This window comes from Curtobacterium sp. ODYSSEY 48 V2 (assembly GCF_023712625.1).
GTDB lineage: Bacteria > Actinomycetota > Actinomycetes > Actinomycetales > Microbacteriaceae > Curtobacterium.
Genome location: NZ_JAMAXX010000048.1, coordinates 1 through 431, shown reverse-complemented (window position 1 = coordinate 431; position 431 = coordinate 1). Strand labels below are relative to the sequence as shown.

The following is a 431-nucleotide window of genomic DNA, read 5'->3' as shown; positions in this document are numbered from 1 at the left end:
GCCATGTAGCGCGTCATCACGTCGGCCATCGCGCGGTCGCTCTGCGCCATCTTGAACGCCCAGGTCCGCGCGCCTTCCTGCGGCTCGACGATCGAGCCGGAGCCGACCAGCGTGATCATCGGCGTCTGCGCGGCGGCCACCGCGTAGAGCGCCGCGAGCGCGGCCGGCGTGATGTTCGGGCCGACCACGACGTCGACGTGATCCTCGTCGACCAGCTTGCGGATGTTGCGCACCGCGGCGCCCGGGTCGGATGCGTCGTCGAGCACCGTGACCTGCACGGGCTGTCCGGCAATCGTCTTCGGCCACATCAGGATCGCGTTCTTGCTCGTGATGCCGATCGCGGCGGCCGGGCCGGTCGACGACAGGTCGACGCCGACCTTCAGGTCGGCATGCGCGGCCGCGCAGGCCAGCACGAGGGCGGCGCCGGCGGC

1 protein-coding gene is annotated in these 431 nt (G+C 71.9%); it reads right to left on the bottom strand.

From position 1 onward, the window contains the following. Positions 1-413 (bottom strand): ABC transporter substrate-binding protein (locus M3666_RS16435; RefSeq protein WP_251155819.1); only part of this gene is annotated, 413 nt, incomplete at its 3' end. Positions 414-431 lie beyond the last annotated feature (18 nt).